This window comes from Glycomyces sp. NPDC021274 (genome assembly GCF_040641195.1).
GTDB lineage: Bacteria > Actinomycetota > Actinomycetes > Mycobacteriales > Micromonosporaceae > Glycomyces.
The window spans coordinates 1-1074 of the sequence record NZ_JBFADC010000128.1 but is presented as its reverse complement, the minus strand read 5'-3'; the positions used below and the strand labels follow the sequence as shown (position 1 = coordinate 1074).

Below are 1074 nucleotides of genomic sequence, written 5' to 3'. Positions count from 1 at the left end.
CGGGCGGCCCGAAGACGTCGATGCTGCCGCCGATGAACCCGGACGACGGGGGCTACGGCTACGAGGAGCGCGGCGACCGGCGGCGGGGCGGCGGCAAGAAGAGCAACGTCTCCACGATCCTGCTGGCGCTGGCCGCGGTCCTGGTCCTGGTCGGTGCGATCTTCATCGGCAAGGCGATGTTCAGCGGGAACAAGAGCAACTCCATCACGGTGCCCAACCTTGAGGGCAAGTCGCTGGCGGAGGCGAAGTCCTACGGCGACAACAGCTCCTTCAAGGTCGTCAAGGACGGCAGCAAGGAGTGCGACAACGCCCAGAAGGGCCAGGTCACCGCGCAGGACCCGGCGGCCGACACCAAGATCGACAAGGGCGCCACGGTCCACGTGACGATGTGCTCGGGTGCGGTGAAGGTGGCCGTGCCGGACGTGCAGGGCATGCCGTTCGACGACGCTGTGAACCAGCTCAAGAAAAAGGGCTTCCAGAACGTCACCAAGGCGGAAGAGGTGTCCGACCGGACGCCTAACATCGTCACGAAGCAGAGCCCCGACGCGCAGTCCCAGGCGACCAAGGACGTCCAGATCACGCTGACGGTGGCCAAGGCGGCGCCGAAGGCGACCGTGCCGGACGTCACCGGCCAGGACTTCAACGCGGCGAAGAAGCAGTTGGAGGACCTGGGCTTCACGGTCAACCGCACCGATCAGAACGTGCCCGACCCGGCGCAGAACGGCAAGGTCATCTCGCAGTCCCCGACCGGGAATCAGCAAGTGGCGCAGAAGTCCACGGTCACGCTGACGGTCGGCAAGGCCGCGCAGGCGCAGGTCCCGGAGGTGCGGGGCAAGAAGGTCAAGGAGGCCAAGCAGATCCTCCAGCAGGCCGGCTACAACAACATCCAGTTCCCCAACGGCAGTTCGCAGGACGACAACGCCGTGGTCACGAACCAGGACCCGCAGCCGGGGACGCAGGGTGACCCCGCGTCGACCACCGTGAACCTGACCACCGCGGGCGGCGACAACGGGAACAACAACGACGGCGGCATCTTCGGCGGACCGTTCGGCTGGGGGAAGAAGCACTAGCCCC

General features: G+C 66.7%; 1 protein-coding gene. It reads left to right on the top strand.

Annotation, left to right across the window (positions count from 1 at the left end):
* Positions 1-1070, top strand: a 1070-nt coding sequence (locus AB0I03_RS27095) for a PASTA domain-containing protein (RefSeq protein ID WP_360417488.1), incomplete at its 5' end; no start/stop codon positions are given.
* Positions 1071-1074 lie beyond the last annotated feature (4 nt).